The following is a 23,808-nucleotide window of genomic DNA, read 5'->3' as shown; positions in this document are numbered from 1 at the left end:
GACTGGAAACAGTCCAGACTGGCACGTAGAATCGCCCTAATTCCTACCGTTCCAGGTAACCAGCAAATGGACGTCCATCTGAGTATCCACGGCCGGCAGGGCCTGGCCGGCCAGCTTTACCGCCAGTTGCGGGCGGGTATCGTCGACGGACGGCTGGCGCCGGGCGAGCGGCTTCCCTCGACCCGGGACCTTGCAACCAAGCTGGGCGTATCGCGCAAGACCACGCTGGAAGCGTTCGAGCGGCTGATCGCAGAGGGCTACCTGCGCGCGCGCGCCGGGGACGGCACCTTTGTCTCGCACGAACTGGCCCGTCTGGCGCCGCAGCCGATGCCGCCGGGTCCCGGTTCCGGCCCGATCTGGGAAACGTTGCCCGATGTCTTGCCCAGGACGGCGCCGGATGCCAGGCCGGCATTCGACTTCGTGAGTGGCGTCACCGACAAGACCTTGTTCCCCTTCGACAAATGGCGCAGCTGCGTCGGCCACGCCTTGCGCCTGCAAGCGCGCGGGCAAGGCGCCTACCGGGACCCTGCCGGGGAGCCGGATCTGCGGCTCGCGGTGTCGCGCTATCTGGCGTTCAGCCGCGCCGTGGTCAGCAACTGGCAAGACGTTATCGTCACGCAGGGTGCGCAGCAGGCGATCGACCTGATGGCGCGCGTGGTGATTCGTCCGGGCGACGTGGTGGCGGTGGAAGATCCCGGCTATCCGCCCGCGCGCATCGCCTTCTCGGCGCTCGGCGCGCAACTCGCCTGTGTCCCGGTGGATGCACAGGGGCTGGTGGTGGACGCGCTGCCGGACAACGCGCGCCTTGTCTACGTCACGCCTTCCCACCAGTTTCCGCTGGGCATGGCCATGAGCCTGGAGCGCCGCGTCGCACTGCTCGAATGGGCGCAACGCCGTGGCGCGCTGGTGCTGGAAGACGACTACGACGGCGAGTTCCGTTTCGCGGGCCGCCCGATGGATTCGCTCAAGAGCCTGGACAACGCTGGCGTGGTGGCGTACGTCGGCACCTTTTCCAAGACGATCTTTCCGGAACTGCGCATCGGCTACATCATCCCGCCGCCACCCCTCGGCAATGCCATGCGCCGCGGCAAGCAGGTCGGTGACTGGCACAGCTGCACCCTGACGCAGACGGCGCTGGCCAAGTTCATGCTCGACGGCTATTTCGCCAAGCACCTGCGACGCATGCACAAGGAGTACGCCGCGCGCCGGGCGGCCTTGCTCGATCACCTGGACGGCCCGCTGGCGCCGTGGTTCGCGCCCAACGCGCCGGCTGCGGGCATCCACCTCGTTGCCCACCTGAACAGAGCGCAGGACGAAGGGGCGGTGATCGCGCGCGCCGCCGCCGCATCGATCGGCCTCTATGGCATCGCGGGCATGTACGGTGGGCAAGCGCCGGTGCCCGGGATACTGTTCGGCTACGGCGGCATCGGCGTGGCCGATATCCATGCCGGCATGGCAAAGCTGGCCAATGCGATGGCAGCAGCACGCCCATAGCCGCCCCGTCCGGACTTCGCCACGCGTGGCCACTGGTTACCTGAAATTACTGGAAAATGGCTCTTTTATATAACCAGTTGCCGTCCTAACCTTGCTCCTGTCACGTCGCCACCCCGGCGGCACAAAACCGGAGCAATTCATGGAACCACGCCTCGATTACTACAAAGCCAGTCCCGCCGCCATCAAGGCCCTGATTGGCCTGGAAGAGCGGATCGCCAAGAGCGGCCTGGAGCAGCCGCTGGTGGAACTGGTCCGTCTGCGCGCCTCGCAGATCAATGGCTGCGCCTATTGCATCGACCTGCATTCCACCGACGCGCGCAAGGGCGGCGAGGACGACCGCCGCCTGGCAACCCTGGCGGTCTGGCGCGAAACGCCTTTCTTCTCGGCGCGCGAGCAAGCCGCGCTGGCCTGGACGGAAGCCGTCACGCTGGTGGCCCGGGACCATGTGCCCGACGCTGCCTGGGAGGCCGTTCGCCCGCACTTCAGCGACGCCGAGCTGGTCGACCTGACGCTGCTGATCTCGGCGATCAATAGCTGGAACCGCTTCGCTATCTCGTTCCGCAAGACGCCGGCCTGACCCCGGGGAGACATCGGTCATGAGCCGATCGATACTGCCCATCCCCTTTCGGGCGGGCTAGCCCGGAGGGCGGCGGAACGCGATACCGAAGCGGTCAAGGCTATCGGGCTATCGATCGCAGCGACCGGCGCCTGTCGAGGCGAACCAGCGATCCGGTGCCGGGCCGGTTGGCCGTCGTTACTGTGAGCCGGTCTCGCCGGCTGTCTTCCGGGAAGGATGCGCCTTGCGAACCATGCCCTTGACGGGGATGCCTGCCAGGGAGGCCGCTTCACCCTGCCCAAGCGCACGGTTCAGCGCCGCGGGCTTCTCCACCAGGTCTTGCAGGGTATAGGCATCCAGCACCTCGAAGTAGGCCCGCAGCGCAGCCGACAACACCCCGCGCAAGCCGCACACCCGGGTGATGATGCAGTGGTTGTCATCGCCCTGGAAGCATTCCACCAGGTGGAAATCCGACTCCATGGTCCGGATCACCTCCCCCACATTGATCCCGGCCGCAGGCCTGCCAAGCTCGATGCCGCCCGCGCGGCCGCGCACGGTGTGCAGGAAGCCGGCCTGGCCAAGCTTCTGCACGATCTTGATCAGGTGGTTCTTGGGAATGCCGAATGCATCCGCGACACGCTGTATCGTGACCAGCTCGCCCGGATGGACCGCAACGTAGATCAGGGTCCGCAGACTGTAGTCGGTGTAGTCGGTCAGTCTCATGGATAGGGGTCCGGCTGGCGGACATGATGTGCGTGGCAGCCGGGATGAACTTCCGGCACGGATTGCGCCTTATCCTTATCGTGAAGGCCATCGCAGTCTAACATGGCCCCCGGATACATCTTTCTGCACTGCCGCGAATTTTATGTTGCATAGCAAATGCATGTTTAATAAAATGGCCTCCAGGGCGTCGCAGCCAGATCGCACGCCACCACCGCACAACACTGCGGACGCTTTGGTCCATTATGTTGCATTTTCTGTATATCTTTGGAGATTGTCGTGCTGTCTGAAAAATCGAGACCCCTGATCGACGCGAGCGTGCCGGTACTGCGTGAACATGGCCTGACCATTACCCAGACCTTCTATCGCAATATGTTCGCCGACCGGCCCGAGCTGACCAATCTGTTCAACATGGGCAATCAGGCCAACGGTTCGCAGCAGCAATCGCTCGCCTCCGCCGTGTTCGCCTATGCCGCCAACTATGGCGACAACAGCGCACTGGCCCCGGTCGTCAGCCGCATCGTCCACAAGCACGTCTCGGTCGGTATCAAGCCCAGCCACTACGCCATCGTGGCACGACACCTGCTGGGCGCCATCGGCGAAGTCCTGGGCGATGCCGCCACGCCGGAACTGGTGGCCGCTTGGGACGAGGCATACTGGCTGCTGGCCGCCGAGCTGATCGCCGCGGAGAGCCGTCTCTACGAACGCGCGCAGACCGGCCCCGACCACCGCCAGCCGGTGCGCATCGTGGCCCGCGAAGAACAGAGCGCCGACATTACCGCCTTCACGCTCGAAGCTGTCGGCGGCACCACGTTGGCGGATTTCCTGCCTGGCCAGTACATCTCGGTCGTCGTGGAACTGGCGCCCGGCGCCTTCCAGCAACGGCAATACAGCCTCTCGGACGCGCCGAATGGCCACACCTGGCGCATCTCGGTCAAGCGCGACCGCGGCGACGGCGCCACCCTGCCCGCCGGCGCCGTGTCGAACTGGCTGCACGACAACGCCCGCGAAGGCGACGTACTGATGGTCAGCCAGCCCTTTGGGGATTTCACACCTGGCATCGAGCCCGCCACACCCATCGTGCTGCTCTCCGCCGGCGTGGGCGTCACCCCGATGATCTCCGCCCTGAATGCCGTCGCACACCGCAATCCGTCGCGCCAGGTCGTGTTCGGCCATGCCGCACGCATGGTGTCCCATGTGCCGCACCTGAAAGACATCAAGCGCGCCGCCCGCCAGCTATCCGGGCTGCGCACCCACTTCTTCCTGGAGTCCGGCGAACCGGCGGAATTCCTGGCCCAGCCGGCCCTCCCCGGCCGCATGGACATCGACGTCATCCTGGCCGACGGCGATCTCGCCGACGCCGACTTCTACCTGTGCGGCCCGCTGCCGTTCATGCAGGCACAACGCGCTGCGCTGCAGGCACGCGGCGTGAAGGCCGAGCGGGTGCATCGCGAGGTGTTTGGGCCGGATTTGCTGGACACGCTGCTTTGAGGATCTGAAGCTTCAACCAGGCCTGCCTGCGCTACGTCGCAGAGGCCTGGCGCAAGGCTGCCGGTACCGCTGCGTGCCGCTTTGCCGCTCAGGTGTCCGAAAGCCCCCGGCCAGGTCCCGGGTGCTGCATGACAGGTTCAGCCACAGGAATGCAGCCGAAGCGCCGGCTCGTGCGAGCCGATCAGGACGCCGTGCCGCCGGGCGGCGGAAAATGCAGCACGAACCGCACCCGCCCGGGTGCCGGGCAACTGGCCTGCACGCCACCGCCGTGCAGTACCATGATGGCCTTCACGATGGCGAGCCCCAGCCCGCTGGATTCGGTGAGCCGGCTACGCGCGGCGTCGCCCCGATAGAAACGGTCGAAGAGCCGGTCGAGCTGGGCTGCCGGAATCGGCTCGCCGTGGTTCTCGACCGAGATGGCGACACCGTCGGCCCGCTCGATCCCGCAGAGACGCACCACGCTCCCCGGAGCACCGTAGCGCACGGCATTGACAACGAGATTGTTGACCGCGCGGCGGCAGAGCAGCGGGTTGGCCGTCAGCACCCCTTCCGCCTCCACTTCGAACTTCATCTCCCTCTCGTCCGCCAGCCCTTCGAAATACTCCGCAATCTTGCCGAGTTCGCCGGGCAGCGACACCCGCGCGCGTTCGATGACCAGGCCCGCGTGGTCCGCCTGCGCCAGGAACAGGATATTCTCGGCGATATGGCCCAGCCGGTTGAGTTCCTCCAGATTCGATTCGAGCACCTCCTGGTATTCCTCGGGCTGGCGCAGCTGGCTGAGCGTCACCTGGGTCTGGCCGATCAGGGCGCCCACGGGCGTGCGGATCTCATGGGCCAGGTCCGCGGAGAACTGGGTAAGGCGCTCGTAGCCATCGGCCAGGCGATCCAGCATGGCATTGAACGCGACGACCAGGCTGCGCAACTCCGCGGGTGCGCCCTGCTCGTCAAGGCGGACTGCGAGGCTGGCCGGGCTGATCTCGGCGGCACGCGCCGCAATGCCGCCGACCGGCCGCAGCCCTCGCCGGATGGCGAAGAACGCCAGCGCGGTAGCCGCTAGCATGCCGACCAGCGTGGCCAGCACCACCCGGTTGCGGTAGGCCGCGAGCATTCGCAATTCATTGTCCATCGGATGCGCGGCGATGACCTCGACCACGCTGCCGTCCTCGCTGGAGCGCGCCACCGCCGCGGCCCAATACACCGGCACGCCGTTGTCGCGCCGGGTGCGCAGTATGCCTGCCGTCACCGATGCTGCGCCATTCGGCGGCACGGAAAGCGCGAGCTCCGCCGGCACAGGCAAATGATCGGGATTCACGTGAATAAACGGCGTCTCGCCAGGTTTGCGGAAGATCAGAACATCGCGCTCGGCGCCCAGCATGGATTCGAACAGCAAGGGCCGGTCCTTGAGCTCGCCCACGGTGTACACGTCGCTCGCCAGCCGGCGGAAATGCACTACCCGCCCGATCAGTTGCAGATCGGCACGCGCTGCCATCGACGTCTTCACGGACTGGTAGAAATAGGCGCCCAGGGTGCCGATCACCACGCAGGCGATCAGGGCGAACAGCAGCGTGGTGCGTGCCGTGAGGGAGCGTGAGGCCCAGGGTTTCACACGCCCACGCCGAAGGTATAGCCGATGCTGCGCACGGTATGGATCAACTTCCTGTCGAAGGGCTGGTCGACCTTGGCCCGCAGGCGCTTGATGGCGACATCGACGACGTTGGTGTCGCTGTCGAAGTTCATATCCCACACCTCGGCGGCGATCAGCGTGCGCGACAGCGCCTCGCCCTGGCGCCTGACCAGCAGGTGCAGCAGCAGGAATTCCTTGTTGGTCAGCGGGATGTCCACGCCCTGGCGCGTCACCTTGCGGCGCAGGACATCGAGCTTGAGATCGGCGAACTCGAACAGCTCTGCCTCGCGCACCACGCCCCGCCGCAACAGCGTGCGGATGCGCAGCACCAGTTCGACAAAGGAGAACGGCTTGACCAGATAGTCGTCGGCGCCCAGCTGGAGGCCATGGATGCGATCGTTCACGTGGTCGCGCGCGGTCAGGAAGATCACCGGCAGGTCGCGCCGCGCGCGCAGCGTACGCATGATCTCCCAGCCGTCGATGCCCGGCAGCATGACATCGAGCACGACGAGGTCGTAGGGATGCTCCAGCGCCATGTGCAGGCCGTCGGTGCCGGTGCGGGCGAGATCGACGGCATAGCCGCTTTCGCGCAGGCCTTTCCTGAGATAGTCACCGGTCTTGGGATCGTCTTCGATGACGAGGATGCTCATGATGCGCAAAGCGGTTCGACGAGTGTGCTGCCATTCTAGCGGCGGGCCGGCGCCGGAGTTATGACATTTTTGTCATTAAAAAGTCACCCGGACGACCTTGCCCGCGCCCTATGCTGCGAATCACTTTCCCCTCCCGAGGAGTTCCACGATGAAGATCGTTTCGAGCCGATTGACTCGCACCCTGGTGGCGCCCGCCATGCTTGCCGCCGCCTTGCTTGCCGCCGCCCCGGCCGCGATGGCGCAGCCCGCGCCCATCGGCGTGCGCGGCACCGTGACTGCAGTCGCCGGCGACAGCCTGAAGGTCCGCACGCGTACGGGACAGGAGATTGACGTGAGCCTGACCAAGGATACGGCGGTGCGCGCCGTGACGCTGGCCAAGGTCGACGAGATCAAGGCCGGCAGCTATATCGGCTCGGCTGCCGTGCCGCAGGCGGACGGCTCGCTGAAGGCGCTCGAGGTGCATGTGTTCCCGCCCAGCATGCGTGGCAGCGGCGAAGGCCACCGCGCATGGGATCTCGGCAAGAACAGCAGCATGACCAACGGCACGGTGGGCAATGTGGTGGTCAGCAATGGCCGCACCATCACCGTGAAGTATCCGGACGGCGAGAAGCGCATCGTGATTCCCGACGACGTGCCCATCGTCAACCTGGAGCCGGGCGACCGCTCCCTGCTGGCGCCGGGCGTGCACGTCGTGCTGTTTGCCAGCAAGGCCGCCGACGGAGCGTTGAGCGCGCGCTTTATCTCGGCAGGCAAGCACGGCGTAGTGCCGCCGATGTAAGCGCGCATCCCGGCCGGGCCTGCGCGGCCGGGATGGCTTTCCCGCTCCACCTCGCCCGCCCGATGCCTTTTCCCGCCATGCAGAAGCCAACCCTATCCGAACCCGTGCGGCGCGCCATCGTGCATCCGCTGGCCATACGCGCGACGCACTGGGTCAATGCCTTCGCCATGGCCTGCATGGCGATGAGCGGCTGGGCGATCTACAACGCGTCGCCACTGTTCCCTTTCAGGTTTCCGGCATGGGCCACCGTGGGTGGCTGGCTCGGCGGCTCGATCGCCTGGCATCTTGCGGCCATGTGGCTGCTATGCGCGAACGGCCTGCTTTATCTCGGCTATGGCATGGCCACCCGGCACTTTCAGCGCCGTTTCCTGCCGCTGAGCGCCCGCGGCGTGCTGCGCGACGCGTCGCTGGCGGTCCGGTTCCGGCTGCCGCACCGGCCAGGCGCCTACAACGCCGTGCAACGGCTGATGTACGTGATGGTCCTGTCGCTTGGCGTGCTGGTGGTGGCGTCGGGCCTCGCTATCTGGAAGCCCGTGCAACTTGGCTGGCTGGCATCGCTGCTCGGCGGCTTCGATACCGCGCGCCACGTGCATTTCTTCGCCATGGCTGGCATCGTCGGCTTCGTATTGGTCCATCTTGCGCTGGTCATCCTGGTACCGTCGACCTTGCTGCCGATGCTCACCGGACGCGCCGCTCATGGAGACGCCAAAGCATGAGAACGCCCGACGATGCAACGCGGATCGTCCGCATCGAGGACGAGGTGCGCGGCGAAAGCCCTCTCGTCACCCCAGCCACGCCTGCCCCGCAACGCATCAGCGCGGCAGACATCGGACCGCAGCTCGCCCAGCTCCAGCGGCGCCTGTTCCTGCGCTCCTCGCTGTCACTCGGCGCCCTGTCCATGCTGGCGGGCTGCACCTTGCAGGATGGCGATACCGTCGACAAGGTGCTGTGGTCGATGTCGCGCTGGAACGATCGCGTGCAGGGCTGGCTGTTCAACCGCAACCGGCTGGCGCCCACCTATGCGCGCAGCCAGATCACGCAGCCCTTTCCCTTCAACGCCTTCTACCCGGAATACGATGTGCCCGAGGTCGATGGCACCGACTACCGCCTCGAGGTCTCCGGGCTCGTCGCCGACAAGCGCACATGGAACCTGGCGCAATTGCGCGCGCTGCCGCAGGCAGGGCAGATCACGCGCCACATCTGCATCGAGGGCTGGAGCGCGATCGGGGAGTGGCGCGGCGTACCGCTGCGGATCTTCCTGGAACGCATCGGCGCCGACACCACCGCACGCTATGTCGGCTTCAAATGCGCGGACCGCTACTATTCGAGCCTCGACATGGCTACCGCGCTGCACCCGCAGACCATGCTGGCGCTGGATTTCGGCAGCGAGCCGCTGCCCGCCCGATACGGCTACCCGCTCAAGCTGCGCGTACCGACCAAGCTTGGCTTCAAGAATCCCAAGCACATCGCGGCGCTCTTCGTCACCAACCAGAATCCTGGCGGCTACTGGGAAGACCAGGGGTACAACTGGTTCAGCGGGCTCTAGGCCCGATGTGGGCGCCGTCAGCCACATCAAGCACAGGCGCACGCGATATATGCATGCCAGCGCACCGGGAGAAGGCAGAGGATACCGAGCCAGGAACGTGCAAAGCACTCGCAAGGTCCCGCAAGTGCTGCTGACACCTGCTGCGGGCGACGGGGCATTCCCTCCACGGCCACACGTGAGTAAGATCGTGGGCATCCGCGCAGCCCCCCCCACCGTAGCGCGCAGCCAGCAGGAAGGAGCGAGGCCATGGCAACAGGCGGTGCCTACCGGCAACTCTGGCACCTCACCTCCGAGGGCTGGGGCTACTGCGCGCTAGGCACCTTCAGCCACGATGGCCTGCCGCCGGAGTGGCGCGAGTTGCTGCCGATGCTGCCGTTGCGCGACCGCTACTCGCCGGTCAAGGCGGCACGCATGATCCTGGTCACCATGCAACTGCGCGGCGCGGCGCCGGAATCCGCGAAGCAATCGGATCCGCAGCGGCCGTTGTACTACGTGTACCAGCCCTGGAGCACGCAGTTGATGGCTTGAGGCGGGTGGATGGCGTGCGGAAAGCCTGCGCCTTTCCGTGCCCGCCACGCTTGCCCGCCTCGGAACAGAAAAAGCCCACGATCGCGGGCTTTTTCTTGATGGCAACAGCAAGCGGGCTAAATCACCCCACCCACTTGCGCGCATTGCGGAACATGCGCATCCACGGACTGCCGCCGTCGGCCACCTGCTTCCAGGCATCCGGCGCCCAGCTCATGGTAGCGGTGCGGAACACGCGCTCCGGGTGCGGCATCAGCACGGTGAAGCGGCCATCGACCGTCGTCACCGAGGTGATGCCATCGGGCGAACCGTTCGGGTTCAGCGGATAGGTCTGCGTCGCTGCGCCGCGGTTGTCCACGAAGCGCAGCGCCACCTGGGCCTGGCTCTTGTCGCCTTGCTGCGAGAAGTCGGCAAAGCCTTCGCCGTGCGCCACCACGATGGGGATGCGGCTGCCTTCCATGCCGGCGAAGAAGATCGACGGCGAGGATTGCACTTCCACGGTGACGTAGCGTGCTTCGTACTGCTCCGACTGGTTGCGCGTGAACTTGGGCCATGCGCCCGCGCCCGGGATGATCGGGGCAAGGTTGCTCATCATCTGGCAGCCGTTGCACACGCCCAGCGCGAAAGTGTCCTTGCGGTTGAAGAAGGCGGCAAACTGCTCGGCCATCTGCGCGTTGAACAGGATGGTCTTGGCCCAGCCTTCGCCAGCGCCCAGCACGTCGCCGTAGCTGAAGCCGCCGCAGGCGACAAAGCCGGCGAAGTCGGCCAGGCTGGCGCGGCCGGCGATCAGGTCGCTCATATGGACATCGTGCGTGTCGAAGCCCGCGCGGTCCATGCTGTAGGCCATCTCGATCTGCGAGTTGACGCCCTGCTCGCGCAGGATCGCCACGCGCGGACGCGCACCGGTGGCAATGAACGGCGCGGCGATATCCTCGGCCGGGTCGAAGCTCAGCACCGGCGAGATGCCAGGGTCGGCCGCGTCGAGCAGGCTGTCGTATTCGCTGTCGGCGCAGGCCGGGTTGTCGCGCAGGCGCGCAATGCGCCAGCTGACTTCGCTCCAGGTGCGCTGCAGTTCGCTGCGCGCCGCGCCGAACACCTTCTTGGCGTCGCGGTAGATCTCGATCTGGTCAGTGGTGTTGGGCTTGCCCACCACATGGCTGCAGGCCGACAGGCCGACTTCGCGCAGCACGCCGAACACGGCATCGCGCTCTTCCAGGCGGACCTGGATGACCGCGCCGAGTTCTTCGGAGAACAGCGCGCGCAGGGTCTGGTCGTTGCGGCGCTCGGAGATCTGCTGGGCCCAGTTCTTGGCGTCGCCGAAGTCCTGCTCCTGCTGCGGGTCCAGCGCCAGCATGTCGACGTTGAGCGACAGGCCGCAATGGCCGGCAAAGGCCATTTCCGCCAGGGCAGCCATGAAGCCGCCGTCGGAACGGTCGTGGTAAGCCAGCAGCTTGCCTTCGCGGTTCAGGCGCTGGATCACGTTGAAGAGGTTCTTCAGGTCTTCGGCGCTGTCCACGTCCGGCGCGGCGTCGCCCACCTGCTGCGTCACCTGGGCCAGGATGCTGCCGCCCATCCGGTTCTTGCCGCGGCCGAGGTCGATGGCGATCAGCACGCTGTCGCCCGCATCGGTGCGCAGTTGCGGGGTCAGGGTACGGTTGACGTCGTCCACGGCGGCAAATGCCGAGATGATCAGCGAGACCGGTGCGACCACTTCCTTGTCGACGCCGTTGTCCTGCCACTTGGTGCGCATGGACAGCGAATCCTTGCCCACCGGGATGCTGATGCCGAGCGCCGGGCACAGTTCCATGCCGACCGCATGCACGGTGTCGTACAGTTTGGCGTCTTCGCCGTCCACGCCACAAGCCGCCATCCAGTTGGCCGACAGCTTGACCTTGCCCAGGTCCTTGACCGGCGCGGCGGCCAGGTTGGTCAGCGCTTCGCCGATGGCCATGCGGCCCGATGCCGGCGCGTTGATCACGGCCAGCGGCGTGCGCTCGCCCATGGTCATGGCTTCACCGGTACGGCCCTTGTAGTCGAGCGTGGTCACGGCAACATCGGCTACCGGCACCTGCCAGGGACCCACCATCTGGTCGCGTGCGTTCATGCCGCCCACGGTGCGGTCGCCGATGGTGATCAGGAAGGACTTGCTGGCCACGGTCGGATGGCGCAGCACGTCGCGCACGGCTTGCTCCAGCACGATGCCGGTCACGTCCACCGGCGGCAGGCTTTGCTCCACGTGCCGGACGTCGCGGTGCATGCGCGGCGGCTTGCCGAGCAGCACTTCCATCGGCATGTTCACCGCATAGTGTTCCTTCAGCGAGGCATCGACATGCGCGTCGACCAGCTGCAGCTGCTTCTCCTCGGTGGCGATGCCGACCACCGCGAACGGCGAACGCTCGCGCTGGCACATGGCCTGGAACAGCGGGAAGGACGCCGGCGCCACGGCCATCACATAGCGTTCCTGCGACTCGTTGCACCAGATCTCGGCCGGGCTCATGCCGGACTCTTCCAGGTGCACCTGGCGCAGGTCGAAGCGCGCGCCGCGGCCGGCGCCGTCGACCAGTTCGGGGAAGGCATTGGAAATGCCGCCAGCGCCCACGTCGTGGATCGACAGGATGGGGTTATCGTCGCCGAGCTGCCAGCAGGCGTTGATCACTTCCTGCGCGCGCCGCTCCATTTCCGGGTTGCCGCGCTGGACCGAATCGAAGTCCAGGTCGGCCGTGTTGGTGCCGGTGGCCATCGAGCTGGCAGCGCTGCCGCCCATGCCGATGCGCATGCCCGGGCCGCCCAGCTGGATCAGCAGCGAGCCGGCAGGCAGCGGGTTCTTGTGCGTATGGCCGGCGTCGATGTTGCCAATGCCGCCGGCAATCATGATCGGCTTGTGATAGCCGCGCACGGTGCCGCCCACGTTCTGCTCGTAGACGCGGAAGTAGCCACCCAGGATGGCACGGCCGAATTCGTTGTTGAACGCGGCACCGCCGAGCGGGCCATCGATCATGATCTGCAGCGGCGAGGCGATGCGGTCCGGCTTGCCGGTTACGCTCACCTTGTCGGCCGGGTTGCGGTGCGCCACCGGCTGGGCGGCGTCGCGCGCGTTTTCCCAGCCTTCCACGGCATCGGGCAGCATCAGGTTGGAGACCGTGAAGCCAGTCAGGCCAGCCTTGGGCTTGCCGCCACGGCCAGTGGCGCCCTCGTCGCGGATTTCGCCGCCGGCGCCGGTGGAAGCACCGGGGAACGGCGAGATGGCGGTCGGGTGGTTGTGCGTTTCCACCTTCATCAGCGTGTGGGTCAGCGCCTCGTGGCGGCCGTACTTCTGCCCGGTGCCGCGCGGGAACCAGCGCTCGGCCACGTCGCCTTCCATCACGGCGGAGTTGTCCGAGTACGCCACCACCGAGCCTTGCGGATTGAGCTGGTGGGTATTGCGGATCATGGCGAACAGGGACTTGTCCTGCTGCACGCCGTCGATGGTCCAGGTGGCGTTGAAGATCTTGTGGCGGCAGTGTTCGCTGTTGGCCTGCGCGAACATCATCAGCTCGACGTCGGTCGGGTTGCGCTCCAGCTTGGCGTAGGCGTCGACCAGGTAGTCGATCTCGTCTTCCGACAGCGCCAGGCCCATCTCGGTATTGGCCTGCGCCAGCGCGGCGCGGCCACCGGAGATGTCGATAAAGCGCAGCGGCTTGGCCGGCAGTTCCTGGAACAGGCCGGCGGCGTCTTCGCGGGATGCCACCACGCTTTCGGTCATGCGGTCGAACAGGTGAGCCGCCACCGCTGCACGCGTATCCGCGTCCAGCGACTTGCGGCCACGGAGCAGGCCCTTCTTGCAGACCACGGTGATTTCAACGCCACGCTCGACGCGGTGCACATGCTCGAAACCGCAGTTATGGGCGATATCGGTCGCCTTGCTGGCCCACGGGGAAATGGTGCCGAAGCGCGGGATCACCACGAAGCGGTCACCCTCAGCCTGTGACTCGAAAGGCGCACCATAGGTCAGCAGCGCGCCAATGCGGGCGCTGTCGTCTTGCGACAGCGGCACATCGGTGTCGACGAAATGCAGGAACTGGCCATGCACCGACTCGATGTCGGCGTCGATCTGCTTGAGGGCGGTGAGCAGGCGTTGCTGGCGAAAGGCGGAAAGCGCCAATGCACCGGGGAAGCACGAGAAATGCGCCATGGTCTGAGCGGTCGGGAAGGCAGGAGGTAGGGGCTGCTACCGGCCGGCGCCGCTGGTTGGGGCGCCGTGCTGGCGGGAAACCGGCATTATACCTTGTTGCAGGGGGATTCCTGCGTTGCAGCAGAGCGCATCCCGTGGAAGCGCGCCGCACCGCCTCCCCCGCCGCCGCAGCGATTACAGCGAGGTCGCCGAGCGCGCGGCCTGCTCGTACAAGCCGGTAAGCACGCGCAGCAGCCGTGCCAGTTCGCCGATCTCGACGTTCTCGGTGCTGCCCGCCGAGAAATTGCTGGTCAGGCATTGCTCGCGGATCTCGCGGTAGCGGGCGCAGGCTTCGCTACCGGCAGGCGTCGTGATGTAGGTGGCTTCCTTGCCGACCCGCTCGCCCTCCACCAACGCCAGGCCCTGCAGCTTCTTGAGCGCATAGGTCACCAGGTGGGTGTCCTCGACGTTGAGCACGAAGCAGATATCGGCCAGCCGCTTGGGGCGCGCGCGGTGGTTGACGTGGTGCAGCACCAGCACGTCGAGGAAGGTCAGGTCGCGCACGCCGGAGGCGCCCATGCAGCGCACCACCCAGCGGCTGTACGCGTTATAGGCCGTGTTCAGGCCGAACTCGAACTCGGACAGCTCGGGGCTGCGTTCGGACACCAGGTGCGAAGACGACACGATATTGGGTCCGGGCGGGCGCGCGAGCGCGCTGGCCGCCCTGGCCGATGCGTCGGGCGCGCCATGGTCGTCCTCGGCCAGGACCTGGCCGGATGCTGGCTTGCGAGCCATGTCTTCACTCCTATCTTGATGGATTGCGGCGCGCGCCTGCGCCCACGCGGATCAGGTATATCCCCGAGGCTGTGGCCGCCAGATTTGGCTTGATAGTTTATTTGCAAATCATGCGGATAACCAGCAAATAAATCCAAGCAAAACATCGGGAATATCGCCGTGAATCCTGCACGAAAAAGAGGCGGACAAGCGGGCCGGCGCACCGCCGCGAGGACGGGGCGATACCCGCCAGGAAGCCGGTTGCGCAGCGCAGGCGCACTGGATAGACTCGATCCGATCCCTCCCTGAGCGCGACCGATCGCGAGCCCAATGCCCACCGATATCCATACATTGCAGACAAGACTGCGCGAAGGCGCGGCCTCGCGCGCCGACGCGATTGCCCAGGCGGCGCATCTGGCGCAGCAGCCGGCGGCGCAGGCCGTGTTCCTGCATACCACCTTCGACTCGGCCGCGCAGGTAGCCAGGGCCGCCGACGCGGCCAGCCAGGCCGGCAAGATGCTGCATCCCCTGGCGGGCCTGCCGGTATCGGTCAAGGACCTGTTCGACGTGGCCGGCGAAACCACGCGCGCCGGCTCGCCGGTACGCAGCGACGCCGTGGCGGCCACCGCCGATGCAACCGTGGTGCGCCGCCTGCGCGACTGCGGCGCGGCGCTGGTCGGGCGCACCAATATGACCGAGTTCGCCTTCTCCGGCGTCGGCATCAACCCGCATTTCGGCACGCCGGCGAACCCTGCCGATGCCCAGGTGGCACGCATTCCCGGCGGCTCGTCCTCCGGTGCCGCGGTTTCGGTGGCGCTTGGCCTGGCGGTGGCCGGACTGGGCAGCGATACCGGCGGTTCCATCCGCATTCCGGCAGCCTTGTGCGGGCTGACCGGGTTCAAGCCGACCAGCCGCCGAGTGCCGCTGGATGGTGCCTTCCCGCTGTCCTACACGCTCGACACCGCGTGCGCCATGGCGCGCACAGTGCAGGACTGCGTGCTGGTGGACGGCGTGATCGCCGACCAGGCGGTGCTGCCGGCCATCAAGGCCGCGGCCGGCATCCGCCTGGCCATCCCGCGCCAGTACCTGCTGGACGACCTCGACGCCACCGTGGCGCATGCCTTCGACCGCGCCCTGGGCCGGCTGTCCGCCGCCGGCGTGCAGATCGAGCATATTGACCTGCCGGAACTGGCCGAGCTGCCCGCCATCAATGCGGCCGGCGGCTTCAGCGCCGCCGAAGCCTATGCCATCCACCGCCACGTCCTGGCCACCCGGCGCGAACAATACGACCCGCGCGTGGCGTCCCGCATCGAGCGCGGCGCCAGCATGGGCGCGGCCGACTACGTGGACCTGATGCGCGCCCGCGCCGACTGGATCGCCCGCGTAACGGCACGTATCGAAGGCTTCGACGCCGTGGCCTGCCCCACCGTGCCGATGGTGGCGCCGGCGATTGCGCCGCTGGTGTCCGACGACACCCTTTTCTTCCGCACCAACGCCCTGCTGCTGCGCAATACCTCGGCCTTCAACTTCCTCGACGGCTGCTCGATCTCGCTACCCTGCCACCAGCCGGACGAACTGCCGGTGGGCCTGATGCTCTCGCACGGTGCGATGCGCGACGCGCAACTGCTGGGCACGGCAATTGCGCTGGAATCCATCGTCAAGCCAGCCGCGTGAAGCGCCGGGCAAGAACATGCGGCTCCGGCCGCATTGCCGCCGAGCCGATCGCCGGCAATCGCCCCGGCATCGCGCTGGATGGCCTGACCCCTGCCCGCTACGGCCTGGGCCCCCGCTGATCATGCAAACTTCTACCCCGATCACATCCTCGCTGCCCGTCGACGGGTGGTTGCCCCTGGACGCGGCAAGCGCCAGCCCGATCCCGCTCTACGACGTCGCCGCCATCCGCGCCATCGAGGCAACCGCCATGGCCAGCCTGCCCGCTTTCGCACTGATGACACGGGCGGGCGCCGCCGCGGCCGCCTGGCTTGCGCACCATGCCCCGGCGGGCCCGCTGCTGCTGCTGGCCGGGCCCGGCAACAACGGCGGCGATGCGCTGGTGGCCGCCACCCGGCTGCACCAGGCCGGGCGCCCGGTCCAGGTATGGCTGACGGCCGAGCCCGATCGCCTGCCCGCCGACGCCGCCCGGGCCTGGCACGAAGCGCGCACGGCAGGCGTGCCGCTGCACGCCGTGCCGGAATCCGCCTGCCATGACGGCCTGCCACCGTTTCCCGCAGACACCTGCGCCGTGGTCGATGGCCTGCTCGGCATCGGCCTGAACCGTGCCGCCGATGGCTTCGTGGCGCAATGGATCGCGCAGCTTGCCGATGCAGGACTGCCTGTGTTCGCGCTCGACATTCCGAGCGGGCTGTTCGCCGATACAGGCGCCGGCACACCGGCGGTGCGCGCCTGCCGCACGCTGACCTTCATTGGCGCCAAGCCCGGCCTGCTGACGCTGGATGGACGCGACTGCGCCGGCGAGGTCGACATCGCCCCGCTCGGCCTGATCTATCCGCCCGCCCAGCAGGCCTGCGCCACGGTCAATGTGCCGGCGGCCTTCTCCGCGGCGCTGCCCAGGCGCCGCCACGCCACCAACAAAGGCACGTTCGGCTCGCTCGCGGTGATCGGCGGCAGCATCGGCATGACCGGGGCGCCGCTGCTGGGCGCGCGCGCGGCCCAGCATCTTGGCGCGGGACGCGTGCATATCGGCTTCCTCGCGCAACCCGCACCGCTGCTCGATCCGGTTCACCCGGAGCTGATGCTGCACCCGATCGGGGAGGTCGAGCTGTCCGCCATGTCGGCACTGGTGATCGGCCCGGGCATGGGCACCGGCACCGCGGCGCGCATGCAGCTCGCCCAGCTGCTGCAGAGTGGCGCCGCCGCCAGCGCGCCGCCTGCCCTGGTCCTGGATGCCGATGCGCTGAACCTGCTCGCCGCGGACACCGCGCTCGCCGCCATGCTGACCGACAGTCCGCTGGTGCGCGTGATGACGCCGCACCCGCTCGAGGCCGCGCGCCTGACTGGCATCGGCGTGGCCGGGATCCAGCGCGACCGGCTGGCGGCGGCACGGGCGCTGGCGGCGCAATGGCGGGCGGTCATCGTGCTCAAGGGTTCCGGCACGGTGATTGCCGCGCCATCGGATGGCGCCGCCGCCATTTCCCTCTCGGTCAACCCCACCGGCAATGCCGCGCTGGCCACCGCCGGCACGGGAGACGTACTGGCCGGCATGATCGGCGCGCTGCTCGCCCAGGGCATGCCGCCGCTGCAGGCGGCGCTGGCGGCGGTCTGGCTGCACGGGCGAGCCGCCGACCAGCTGGTGGCGCAAGGCATCGGGCCCGCCGGCCTCACCGCGAGCGAGCTCTATCCACCCGTGCGCAGCCTGTTCAATGCCCTGCTGCGGGATCCGCGCGGCGCATGAGCAACGCCACCGGCGGCGGCAGCCACGCCTCAGCCCCTTCCACTACCTGCAGATCCTGTCGGCCACCCCCATCGGCTATCTGGCGTTCGGCCAGTTGCCGGACTGGATCACCGGGCTTGAGGTGGCGGTGATCTGCGCCGGCGGCGTCTGCGTGGCGAGGGGAGAACCGGCGTGCGCGCAGCTGCCCGCCGGTTCAGACAGACGGCGCAATGTCAGAGAGCCACCGACAGCCGGGCCAGATGCGCCCTGCTATTGTTTCTGCAAATGGCGCCAATGCACAGCATTGCAGCCAATTCCTAAAATAGGCCGCTGCGGGGGCGTTATACTTGAAGCGCTTCCGATCGCCGGCTCCGGCGCACGATCGAAGCGGCGCGTTCGGCTGGCAATGACAGCGGGCCACATGCGGCCGGTGCCGGCCGCAACCCAGAAATTTCGCTTGAAACGGTATTTCCGCACTATCCCCAGAGAATTCCACACGCATGCCCACCGATCTCCACGCCTGGCACTCTCTCCTGCAACACCATGAGGCCATTCGCGAAACGCCTATGCGCGAATGGTTCGCTGCCGGCGACGCGGCTCAGCGCGTCGAGCAGTTTTCCCTGGAAGCGGCGGGCCTGTATCTCGATTTCTCGAAAAACCGCATCACGCCCCGGACGTTCGCCCTGCTGATGCAACTGGCCGATGAGGCCGGCGTGCCGAAGCGCCGCGATGCCATGTTTGCCGGCGACCACATCAATGCCACCGAGGATCGCGCTGTGCTGCATATTGCGCTGCGCGCCGCGCCGGGCGCATCGTTCAAGGTGGACGGCAAGCCGGTGATGCCGGCCATCCACGATGTGCTTGCGCGTATGCGGGTCTTCTCGGAACGCGTGCGCGGCGGCGGCTGGACCGGCGCCACCGGCAAGCGCATCACCGACGTCATCAATATCGGCATAGGTGGCTCGGACCTGGGCCCGCGCATGGTTTGCCGCGCCCTTTCCCACCTGGCCGGCGGCGGGCCGCGCATGCATTTCGTCTCCAACGTGGACGGGACCGAACTGGCCGAAACGCTGGAGCGGCTCGACCCCGAACAGACCCTGGTGATCGTCTGCTCGAAGACCTTCACCACGCTCGAGACCATGGCCAACGCCAATAGCGCGCGCCAGTGGTTCCTCGCCGGGGGCGTGGCGGAGCACCAGCTGGCCAGGCATTTCGCTGCGGTGTCGACCAACCTTGAAGCGGTGCGCGCCTTCGGCATCGACCCGGCCAATATGTTCGAGTTCTGGGACTGGATCGGCGGGCGCTTCTCGCTATGGTCCTCGGTCGGGTTGTCCATTGCCCTCGCGGTCGGCTTCGATGCGTTCGACGACCTGCTGGCCGGCGGCCGCGCCATGGACGAGCATTTCGGCAGCGCGCCGCTGGCGCGGAATATGCCGGTGATACTGGGGATGCTCGGCATCTGGTATCGCAATTTCTTCGGCATGCCGACCAGCTGCATGGCGCCTTATTCGACCTCGCTCGAACTGTTCCCCGCCTTCCTGCAGCAACTGGAAATGGAGAGCAACGGCAAGTCGGTCCAGCTCGACGGCCGCCACGTGCGCGCCCATACCGCGCCGGTGGTCTGGGGCTCGGCCGGCACCAACGGCCAGCATGCCTATTTCCAGCTGATCCACCAGGGCTCGCAGATCGTGCCGGTGGATTTCGTGGCGCCGCTGCGGCCGCCCCGCGAACTGCCCGGGCATCACGCCAAGCTGCTGGCCAATTGCTTTGCCCAGGCCGAGGCGCTGATGCGCGGCCGCAGCGCCGAGGAGCTGCGCGCCACCGGCCTGAGCGACGAGATCCGTATCGCCCATATGGTGTTCGAAGGCAACCGTCCGAGCAATACGCTGCTGATGGATGACGTCACGCCGCATACGCTGGGCGCGCTTATCGCCCTGTATGAACACCGCACCTTCGTGCAAGGCGTGGTCTGGAATATCAATTCCTTCGATCAATGGGGCGTGGAGCTGGGCAAGATCCTGGCCAAACCGATCGAAGGCGAACTCACCGGCGGACAGGCCGCTTCGGCAAGCGGGCACGATGCCTCCACCGGCGCGCTGATCGCGCGGGCGCGCGCAGCGCTGGGCGGCGCCTGAAGCGCTGGCCCCATACCGCTATACCGGGACTGTCATCCATTCATCGCTGGCTACGCGGCCGGCTTCGATGGTGAGGATGCGCCCGCAGCGTGCCGCCACCGAGCGATCATGGGTGACCAGCACAAGCGTCGAACCCGCATCGCGATTCAACTCGAACATCAGCGCAATCACGGCTTCGCCGGTGGCGGTATCCAGGCTGCCGGTAGGCTCGTCCGCGAACAGGATATCGGGGCGGGCCACAAAGGCCCGCGCCAGCGCCACGCGCTGCTGCTCGCCGCCCGAGAGCGTGCGCGGATAGTGCGAGAGACGCCCCCCCAGCCCTACCCGCTCCAGCATATCGGCGGCACGCTCGCGCACGCCTGCGGTTTCGCCGCGCAGTTCGAGCGGCAGCATGACGTTCTCCAGCGCGCTGAGGTGCCCGACCAGCTGGAACGACTGGAAGACGAAGCCCACATGGCGCCCGCGCTGCGCCGCGCGCTGGTCCTCATCGAGCTGGAACAGGTCTTGCCCGTTGAGCCTCACCGTGCCCGTGGTGGGCAGGTCCAGGCCGGCCAGCAAGCCAAGCAGCGTCGACTTGCCCGAGCCGGATGCGCCGACGATGGCCAGCGTTTCACCACGCGTGACGGAAAACGTGACGTCGTGCAAAATCGTCAGCGAACCCGTCGTGTCGGCTACGGTCTTTCCTAATGACTCGACTGCAAGAATGGATGAAGACATGAGCAAGAAGTTCTGGTGCGGTTGGCGAAAGCTGGCGCTGGCGGTATGCGTGACCACGCTGCTGCCCGCGATGGTGCCGGCCACGGCGTCGATGGCGCGGGCGGCAACGCCCGCCATCCTGGTGCTGGGCGACAGCCTGTCGGCGGAGTATGGCATTGCGCGCGATGCCGGCTGGGTCAAGCTGCTGGAAGCACGGCTGCGCGAGGAGCGCTTCGATTATAACGTCGTGAATGCCAGCATCAGCGGCGAGACCACGGTGGGCGGCAAGACCCGCCTGCCCGATCTGCTGGCACGGCATCACCCGGCGGTGGTCGTGGTGGAACTGGGAGCCAACGACGCCTTGCGCGGCCTTGCGCTGCAAACCACCGAGGCCAATCTGCGCAGCATCGTCACCGGCGCCCAGCAGGCCAAGGCCAGCGTGCTGCTGGTTGGCATGCGCATCCCGCCCAACTACGGGCCGGACTACACCGAGCGCTTCTTCTCGCTCTACCCCAAGCTGGCCGGCGAGTACAAGACGCGGCTGGTGCCCTTCCTGCTGGAGCAGGTGGTCGGCAAGCCGCAGTGGTTCCAGGCGGATCGCATGCATCCCACCGCACAAGCGCAGGCGACATTGCTCGACACGGTGTGGCCCCAGCTCAAGCCTCTGCTGAAGGCGCCGGCCGCACGGACGGCGGGCCGCTAGGAGCGCTCGGGTCCCGTGCGCTGGCGTGTTGCCAGCAGAAAGAAAAAAGGCGCCCATGGCGCCTTTTTCCTTTGTGGCGCGGCTCGGGAGCTTGTTCCATGCTCCCTGCCCGCTTGCTCCTCATCGTATTACTGTGCCGCGGCCCCGCTGGCAGCACCGGCATCCGCCGCAACCGCGGGCCTGAGCACCTTCACCTTGGCGCGGTCCTTCAGGCTTTCGTAGAAGGCTTCCAGTTCGCTCTGGCCGGCCATTTGCGCCAGTTGCTGCGCCTCGCCCTGACGTTGCGCGGCATCGGCCTGCGCCGGCTGGCTGACCTTGCCGATGCGATAGATGGCATAACCGTCGGCGCCGAGATCCACGCCAACCAGCGAAGGCAGCTTCGTCGTATCGGCGCGCATCACGGCTTCAAGCGCCTTCGGCGCCAGGCCATCCGCCTTGGCGCGCGAGACCGTCACCGGCGCGCCAAAACCATCGGTGCCGCCGCTCTTCTTCAGCGCCTCGAGACGCGCCGCACCTTCCTTCTTCGCCAGCTCGGCGGCCTGCTGCGCGATATAGCCTTCACGCACCTTGGCCTGCACCTCTTCGAACTTGCGCACGGCCGCCGGACGGTAGTCGACGATGCGCGCCGCCACCAGCGTATTGGGCGCCACCTGCACTGCCTCGGTATTGCGCTTGTTCTTGACCGAATCGTCGCTGAACAGGGCCTTGAGCAGCTTCTCGTTGTTGAGCGGGCTTTGACCCAGCGCCGGGTTGGGCAGGCGCGTCACGCTGTCGGCGCTCTGGATGGTCAGCTTGAACTTGTCGGCCGCGGGCTTGAGGCTGTCGGACTGCTCATAGACCGTATTGCCGAAAGCGTCGGCCAGTTCGGTGTACTTCTTGGCCGCGAGCTGCTGGCGCAGTTCCGCTTCCAGGTCGGTACGGACCTGGTCGAGCGACTTGGTTTCCGCCGGCTTGATGCCGGTGAGCTTGATGATGTGATAGCCGTAGTCGGTTTCCACCACGTCGCTGATCTGGCCGTCCTTCAGCGCGTACATGGCGTCCTCGAACGGCTTGACCAGCGCGCCGCGGCCCATGAAGCCGAGGTCGCCGCCCTTTTCCGCCGAGCCCGGGTCCTGCGACTGCTTGCGCGCCACGTCGGCGAAGGTCTCGGGATGCTTGCGCAGATCCTCGAGCAGCCTGGTGGCCTTTTCCTTGGCCGCCTTGCGGTCCGCTGCCGGCGCGTCCTTGGGCGAGGCGATCAGGATATGGCTGGCGCGGCGCTGCTCATCGGTACGGAAGCGCGCGATATTGCTGTCGTAGTAGGACTTGAGTTCTTCGGGCGAGACCGTGGTCGACGCGGCCAGCGCAGCTGCCGACAGAACAAGGTACTCGACCTTGGCCTGCTCGGGCACCGAAAAGTCGGCCTTGTGGCTTTCGTAGTAAGCCTTGAGTGCGGCTTCGTCGGGATTGACCTTGGCGGCGAACCCGGCCGGCTTGATCAGCAGCGCCTGCACCTCGCGCTGTTGGTCGCGGATGGCGATCAGGCGGTCGAGCAGCGACTTCGGCATGAACGCGGTAGCGCCGATGGAGGTGCCGAGCTGCTGGGTGGCCAGATCGAAACGCATGCGCGCGTCGAACTGCTCGGGCGTCATGCCTTGCTGCGCCAGCAAGGCGATATAGGCCTTGTCGTCGATGGTGCCGTCCTTCTTCTTCGGCAACTGGGCGATGGCGGGAATGCTGCTGATGGCCTCGAACAGGCGCTCGTTGGAGACGGTCAGGTGCTTGTTGGCCACTTCATTGGCCACCACGCGCTGCTGGATCAGCTGGTCCAGCACTTGCTGGCGCGCCTGCGCGCCTTCGAACTGACGCGGGTCGTAGTTCGTGCCCAGCATCTGGCGCATGCGCTCGCTCTGGTCGCGCACCACATTGTCGACTTCCTGGGTGGTGATGGCACGGCCATCCACCTTGGCAGCGTCGTGCGAACTGTCCATGAAACGCGAGTAGCTCTCCACGCCGAAGAACACGAACGACGGGAAGACAAGCACCAGCAGCAGCAAAAGCATCAAGCGCCGGTTGTTGCGTACGAAATCAAGCATGCTGACTCAGGAAAAGGGTTGGTACCGAACGGCAAACTCCGGGATTCTATCAGGAGCGGCAAGCTTCACGTCATTTGCGGCGCCTCGGGCGCCGCCTGTGAAGCCGGCTGGCCCCCTGCGCAGCGCGTAACCCGGGACAGGCAGAGCGGGGAGCAAGGACAGAATCGGGGAAAGAACCGCAGGAAGCGCAAAAAGCAAAACGGGCCACAAGGGCCCGTTTTGCTGACTGCATGTTTGGCGGAGTGGACGGGACTCGAACCCGCGACCCCCGGCGTGACAGGCCGGTATTCTAACCAACTGAACTACCACTCCTGAATCTGTGCAGCAACACGCGCGCTGTGCGGATCGTCTTGCGGCAGGAGCGATGGTGGGTGCTGAGGGGCTCGAACCCCCGACCTACGCCTTGTAAGGGCGCCGCTCTACCAACTGAGCTAAGCACCCGCTCGTACCGCAGCCGCACTGCATGCTGCAAGCATCGCCGCGCACATTTCAGAGAAATT

At 66.9% G+C, this 23,808-nt stretch carries 18 protein-coding genes and 2 tRNA genes; 11 read left to right on the top strand and 9 right to left on the bottom strand.

All coding sequences use genetic code 11. The features are described 5' to 3' along the window. The first annotated feature begins 66 nt into the window (after positions 1-66). Both pdxR and AC3FOF_RS09520 read left to right on the top strand, forming a co-directional pair. Positions 67-1,494, top strand: coding sequence for a MocR-like pyridoxine biosynthesis transcription factor PdxR (pdxR, locus tag AC3FOF_RS09525; RefSeq protein WP_488726448.1), 1,428 nt, complete (start codon positions 67-69; stop codon positions 1,492-1,494). Between the two features lie 139 nt (positions 1,495-1,633). Beyond that, positions 1,634-2,071, top strand: coding sequence for a carboxymuconolactone decarboxylase family protein (locus AC3FOF_RS09520; protein WP_017229532.1), 438 nt, complete (start codon positions 1,634-1,636; stop codon positions 2,069-2,071). Between the two features lie 177 nt (positions 2,072-2,248). Here AC3FOF_RS09520 and AC3FOF_RS09515 read toward each other — a convergent pair whose 3' ends face one another. Further along, entirely contained in the window at positions 2,249-2,773 is a 525-nt protein-coding gene (locus tag AC3FOF_RS09515; protein WP_017229531.1) for an RrF2 family transcriptional regulator, read from the bottom strand. Between the two features lie 276 nt (positions 2,774-3,049). Between AC3FOF_RS09515 and AC3FOF_RS09510 the strand changes: the two genes are divergently transcribed. After that, positions 3,050-4,261 carry a globin domain-containing protein gene (locus AC3FOF_RS09510; protein ID WP_488726447.1) on the top strand — a complete coding sequence of 404 codons (1,212 nt, stop codon included), beginning with the start codon at positions 3,050-3,052 and terminating at the stop codon, positions 4,259-4,261. A gap of 181 nt (positions 4,262-4,442) precedes the next feature. On the opposite strand, the gene AC3FOF_RS09505 is transcribed toward AC3FOF_RS09510, so the two are convergent. After that, positions 4,443-5,867 carry a heavy metal sensor histidine kinase gene (locus AC3FOF_RS09505; protein WP_488726446.1) on the bottom strand — a complete coding sequence of 475 codons (1,425 nt, stop codon included), beginning with the start codon at positions 5,865-5,867 and terminating at the stop codon, positions 4,443-4,445. Next, positions 5,864-6,535 carry a heavy metal response regulator transcription factor gene (locus AC3FOF_RS09500; RefSeq protein WP_488726445.1) on the bottom strand — a complete coding sequence of 224 codons (672 nt, stop codon included), beginning with the start codon at positions 6,533-6,535 and terminating at the stop codon, positions 5,864-5,866. Before AC3FOF_RS09500 ends, AC3FOF_RS09505 begins: the two co-directional genes overlap by 4 nt. A 148-nt stretch (positions 6,536-6,683) precedes the next feature. On the opposite strand from AC3FOF_RS09500, the gene AC3FOF_RS09495 reads away from it, so the two are divergent. The 4 genes from AC3FOF_RS09495 to AC3FOF_RS09480 all read left to right on the top strand — a co-directional run bounded on the left by AC3FOF_RS09495 (position 6,684) and on the right by AC3FOF_RS09480 (position 9,387). After that, a complete protein-coding gene (locus tag AC3FOF_RS09495; protein WP_488726444.1) occupies positions 6,684-7,313 on the top strand; it encodes a hypothetical protein in 630 nt (209 codons plus the stop codon). A gap of 77 nt (positions 7,314-7,390) precedes the next feature. Next, positions 7,391-8,029: a cytochrome b/b6 domain-containing protein gene (locus AC3FOF_RS09490; protein ID WP_035815446.1), complete on the top strand. Its 639-nt coding sequence runs from the start codon at positions 7,391-7,393 to the stop codon at positions 8,027-8,029. After that, on the top strand, positions 8,026-8,859 hold the full coding sequence (locus AC3FOF_RS09485) for a molybdopterin-dependent oxidoreductase (RefSeq protein WP_488726443.1): 834 nt from the start codon (positions 8,026-8,028) through the stop codon (positions 8,857-8,859). The genes AC3FOF_RS09490 and AC3FOF_RS09485 overlap by 4 nt, the downstream gene beginning before the upstream one ends. A 246-nt stretch (positions 8,860-9,105) precedes the next feature. Further along, a complete protein-coding gene (locus AC3FOF_RS09480; protein WP_017229524.1) occupies positions 9,106-9,387 on the top strand; it encodes a hypothetical protein in 282 nt (93 codons plus the stop codon). A 121-nt stretch (positions 9,388-9,508) separates the two neighbouring features. Here the strand turns inward: AC3FOF_RS09480 and purL are convergent, their stop codons facing one another. Further along, entirely contained in the window at positions 9,509-13,555 is a 4,047-nt protein-coding gene (gene purL, locus AC3FOF_RS09475) for a phosphoribosylformylglycinamidine synthase (protein WP_488726442.1), read from the bottom strand. Between the two features lie 174 nt (positions 13,556-13,729). Beyond that, the gene (locus AC3FOF_RS09470) at positions 13,730-14,329 is read right to left on the bottom strand and encodes a winged helix DNA-binding protein (protein ID WP_017229522.1); all 600 of its coding nucleotides are present in this window, start codon (positions 14,327-14,329) and stop codon (positions 13,730-13,732) included. Positions 14,330-14,638: 309 nt separating this feature from the next. On the opposite strand from AC3FOF_RS09470, the gene AC3FOF_RS09465 reads away from it, so the two are divergent. The 3 genes from AC3FOF_RS09465 to pgi all read left to right on the top strand — a co-directional run bounded on the left by AC3FOF_RS09465 (position 14,639) and on the right by pgi (position 19,834). Continuing rightward, on the top strand, positions 14,639-15,982 hold the full coding sequence (locus AC3FOF_RS09465; RefSeq protein ID WP_276266988.1) for an amidase: 1,344 nt from the start codon (positions 14,639-14,641) through the stop codon (positions 15,980-15,982). A gap of 121 nt (positions 15,983-16,103) precedes the next feature. After that, complete coding sequence (locus AC3FOF_RS09460; RefSeq protein ID WP_488726441.1) at positions 16,104-17,720, top strand: NAD(P)H-hydrate dehydratase; 1,617 nt, start codon at positions 16,104-16,106, stop codon at positions 17,718-17,720. Between the two features lie 479 nt (positions 17,721-18,199). After that, positions 18,200-19,834: a glucose-6-phosphate isomerase gene (gene pgi, locus AC3FOF_RS09455; RefSeq protein WP_276266989.1), complete on the top strand. Its 1,635-nt coding sequence runs from the start codon at positions 18,200-18,202 to the stop codon at positions 19,832-19,834. An 18-nt stretch (positions 19,835-19,852) separates the two neighbouring features. Here pgi and AC3FOF_RS09450 read toward each other — a convergent pair whose 3' ends face one another. Continuing rightward, positions 19,853-20,551 carry an ABC transporter ATP-binding protein gene (locus AC3FOF_RS09450; RefSeq protein WP_035807342.1) on the bottom strand — a complete coding sequence of 233 codons (699 nt, stop codon included), beginning with the start codon at positions 20,549-20,551 and terminating at the stop codon, positions 19,853-19,855. On the opposite strand from AC3FOF_RS09450, the gene AC3FOF_RS09445 reads away from it, so the two are divergent. Then, on the top strand, positions 20,550-21,233 hold the full coding sequence (locus AC3FOF_RS09445; RefSeq protein ID WP_017224978.1) for an arylesterase: 684 nt from the start codon (positions 20,550-20,552) through the stop codon (positions 21,231-21,233). The genes AC3FOF_RS09450 and AC3FOF_RS09445 overlap by 2 nt on opposite strands. Before the next feature lie 128 nt (positions 21,234-21,361). On the opposite strand, the gene AC3FOF_RS09440 is transcribed toward AC3FOF_RS09445, so the two are convergent. From AC3FOF_RS09440 to AC3FOF_RS09430, 3 genes are all read right to left on the bottom strand, one after another. After that, complete coding sequence (locus AC3FOF_RS09440; RefSeq protein WP_488726440.1) at positions 21,362-23,308, bottom strand: SurA N-terminal domain-containing protein; 1,947 nt, start codon at positions 23,306-23,308, stop codon at positions 21,362-21,364. Between the two features lie 235 nt (positions 23,309-23,543). Continuing rightward, positions 23,544-23,620, bottom strand: a tRNA-Asp gene (locus AC3FOF_RS09435). 53 nt (positions 23,621-23,673) lie between these two features. Further along, a tRNA-Val gene (locus AC3FOF_RS09430) sits at positions 23,674-23,749 on the bottom strand. Positions 23,750-23,808 lie beyond the last annotated feature (59 nt).

This window comes from Cupriavidus sp. 96C5-1, from assembly GCF_057798855.1.
The sequence above is the reverse complement of the archived record's forward strand: the minus strand, read 5'-3'. Positions and strand labels throughout refer to the sequence as shown.